This is a genomic window from Xenorhabdus eapokensis (assembly GCF_001908105.1).
In genome coordinates, this window is record NZ_MKGQ01000204.1 from 1 (window position 1) to 291 (window position 291).

The 291-nt window shown below is 48.8% G+C and carries 1 pseudogene; it reads left to right on the plus strand.

Annotation, left to right across the window (positions count from 1 at the left end):
* Positions 1-51 precede the first annotated feature (51 nt).
* A pseudogene (locus tag Xedl_RS20165) lies at positions 52-291 on the plus strand (phage late control D family protein); the annotation flags it as partial.

Below are 291 nucleotides of genomic sequence, written 5' to 3' on the forward strand. Positions count from 1 at the left end.
TTACGCCCGGCCATGTAAGGCATGCATGTCATAACCGATAAGGAATAAAAAATGAAAAGTGGATTACGTTTTACCTGCCACATCGCCGGTGTGCCGGAAGACACCTTTGCGGTTGGCGATTTTTCTCTACAGGAAGGATTATCCGAACTCTTTACCCTCAATCTGACACTGGTCAGAACGGGCAACCCGAATCCGTTTAAACCACAGGCGGAGATTGATTTGGCCTCGCTGCTGATGCAGGAAGCGGTGTTGCAGGTTTTTTATGGTGAAACGGAGCAGCGCAAAATCACC